This window comes from Streptomyces sp. NPDC048419 (genome assembly GCF_043200415.1).
Taxonomy (GTDB): domain Bacteria; phylum Actinomycetota; class Actinomycetes; order Streptomycetales; family Streptomycetaceae; genus Streptomyces.
Genome location: NZ_JBICXT010000103.1, coordinates 1 through 2,437, shown reverse-complemented (window position 1 = coordinate 2,437; position 2,437 = coordinate 1). Strand labels below are relative to the sequence as shown.

The 2,437-nt window shown below is 68.6% G+C and carries 2 protein-coding genes; one reads left to right on the top strand and one right to left on the bottom strand.

Annotated features, from left to right (window positions below; translation table 11 throughout):
• Positions 1-86 precede the first annotated feature (86 nt).
• On the top strand, positions 87-530 hold the full coding sequence (locus ACGFYN_RS48020) for a hypothetical protein (RefSeq protein ID WP_393872262.1): 444 nt from the start codon (positions 87-89) through the stop codon (positions 528-530).
• 8 nt (positions 531-538) lie between these two features.
• On the opposite strand, the gene ACGFYN_RS48015 is transcribed toward ACGFYN_RS48020, so the two are convergent.
• Positions 539-2,317: an IS481 family transposase gene (locus tag ACGFYN_RS48015; RefSeq protein ID WP_393872263.1), complete on the bottom strand. Its 1,779-nt coding sequence runs from the start codon at positions 2,315-2,317 to the stop codon at positions 539-541.
• Positions 2,318-2,437 lie beyond the last annotated feature (120 nt).

Genomic DNA, 2,437 nt, shown 5'->3' with positions numbered 1-2,437 from the left:
CCGTGTCGAGTCTCAGTTGATGCTTGACAGGATGGCGTCGGGTGATGCTTGACGTCTGACCTAGACATCGTGGCTTACTGGCTGCCATGGCGGACCATTTCCCTGAGATCACCTCTGTGGAGGAGTTCATCCGGCTGCGGGAGAGTGAGGACCCGGCGGAGTACAACCGCTCGGCGTGGGCAGCCATGCCGCTGCCCGTCTGGTGGGACCTGGTGGGTAACTATCCCGACATGCGTTTCTGGGCTGCGCATAACAGGACGGTGCCGTCGGAGATCCTGGCCGAGCTGATCAAGGATCCGGACTGGCGGGTTCGAGACCGGGTGGCCAGTAAGCGCAACTGCCCGCCTGAGCTGCTGGAACGGCTGGTCGACGATCCGCATGACGCCGTGCGGAGGCTCGTCGCAGGCCATCCGCACTCGCCGCGGTCGGCGGTTGTGCGTTTGGTTGATGACCCGTGGCCGGTCATTGCGCAGGAAGCCCGCGCCCGGCTGGCCAACTGGCCGTCCGTGCAGCCGTCCGAACCCTCCTGACGCAGCGATCACACGATCTTCCGGCGGTTGTGTTCGCCGGACTTGCGGACCACCACCTCCTTCCTGGTGACGCGGGGGACGGTGGTGATCAGCTCGGTTCCCTGGAAGATTCGGATGGTGTCCTCGCTCAGGTGGGCGGTGACGACCTGGCGGGCATGGCTGCGGCCGAGCTGGATGCGCTGTCCGGCGACCACGAAGCCGCCGGTGCTGCTGACGGTGCGCTCGGCGACCTGCTCGCCGGGTGGTGGCAGCAGTGGTGAAGGTCCGGCCGGACGGCCGCCCTGCAGACGGCTGCAGGCCGACGGCGGGAGCGGGCTGGGCAGGGTTGCCTGCAGAACCCGCTGTTCGTCGAGGACCTGAAGGATCCGCCCGTCGAGCCGCAGGGTGACGCGTTGTCCGGCGAACGACCAGCCGATCAGGATCTTGTCGCCGCCCAGACCGACGTAGCCGACCGCGTTGACGGTGCGGTCCACCTCCACCGCCTTCGCGGAGTCGTCGGCCGGGCCGGGATCGTCGAGCCAGGGCCCGGCCGGACGGGCATCGCCACTGGCCAGCAGGGTTTTGAGGTCCCGGCCGGACAGCTTCGAGGGCAGCGTCTTGTGGCGTGCACCACCGATCAATACATGCAGCCGGTTCACGTCGATGCGCAACGTGACCGTCATGCCGGCCAAGGCAGGGCCGAACCAGATCTGCTGCCCGCGCAGGCTCAAGTTCCCCGAAGCAGGCACCTGCCGCTCCACCTCGATCGCACCGATCTCGCCCTCGGCCAACGGCCAGGCCACCGGCGCGGGTTCAGGCGGCGGGGGATCCGGCGGAGCCGCAGGGGTGACCAGGTCGAGGCGGGCAGGCAGGACCACCGGCAACACGTCCTGCTCGGCCCGCGGCCGGGGGATGAACCTGCTCGCCGGGACGGCCATGTCCAGGGCTTGATGCGGCCGCATCCGGTTGTAGTCCTCCAGCCACACATCCACCGCCGCCTGCGCGGCTGCAAGGTCTTCGAACGGGCCGCAGCCGTCGAGGAGTTCGCGTCTCAGCGTCTGATGAAACCGCTCGATCTTCCCGGTGGTCGTCGGGGATTGCGGCTTGGTGAGCCGGTGGGCGATGCCGTTCTCCCGGCAGATCCGGTCGAACATCGTCTCCCCGGGCCGTCCGGATCCGAACCGGGCGGTGAACTGCTTGCCGTTGTCCGTCAACACCTCCTGCGGCACTCCGAACCGCAGCAAGGCTTCCCCGAAGGCGAGACAGACCGCCCGAGCGGTGGCCCGCTCGACCACCTTCGCGATCACCATGAACCGTGAGTGGTCGTCGATCCCGGTGACCATCTTGCACTCGCCTCCGCCTGCGAGCACGACCCCGCCGACGATGTCCATCTGCCACAACTCCATCGCCGCGGACCGCTCCCACCTGCGGTAATCCGACCGGCGCCGCCTGCGCCTGCCCGGCTCGACAAGAGCGTTGCGCACCAGGACCCGATAGATGGTCGCCCGCGACGGGACCGGCGTGATGCCCCGGCGTTCCAGCTCGTGCACCAGTCTGCGCGGACCCCAGCCGGGATGCCGGCGCCGCAATTCACAGACCATCGCCTCCACCTCCCCGGCGATCCGGTGCGGACACGAGACCGGCCGGTGCGACCGGTCCGCCAGGCCCGGCAGACCCGACTGCTCGTACTTGCGCACCCACGCGTGCACCGACTGCCTCGACACCCCATACCGGGCCGCGACTTGAGTGACCGGAACCCCCGCGGCGACCTCCATCACCGCGTGGTACCGCTGCTCGACCACGCTCAGCTCCACCAGCACGGCCCCGGCCCTCCCCATGCGCCACATCCAGGCGCACAGCCAAACCGAAGCAAGCGGTGTCAAGCATCAGGTGAGGCCACTGCGTCAAGCATCAACCGAGACACGACA

Excerpts from the sequence above, each read along its gene's own strand:
- ACGFYN_RS48020 (WP_393872262.1), top strand. The coding sequence starts at position 87 with ATGGCGGACCATTTCCCTGAGATCACCTCTGTGGAGGAGTTCATCCGG.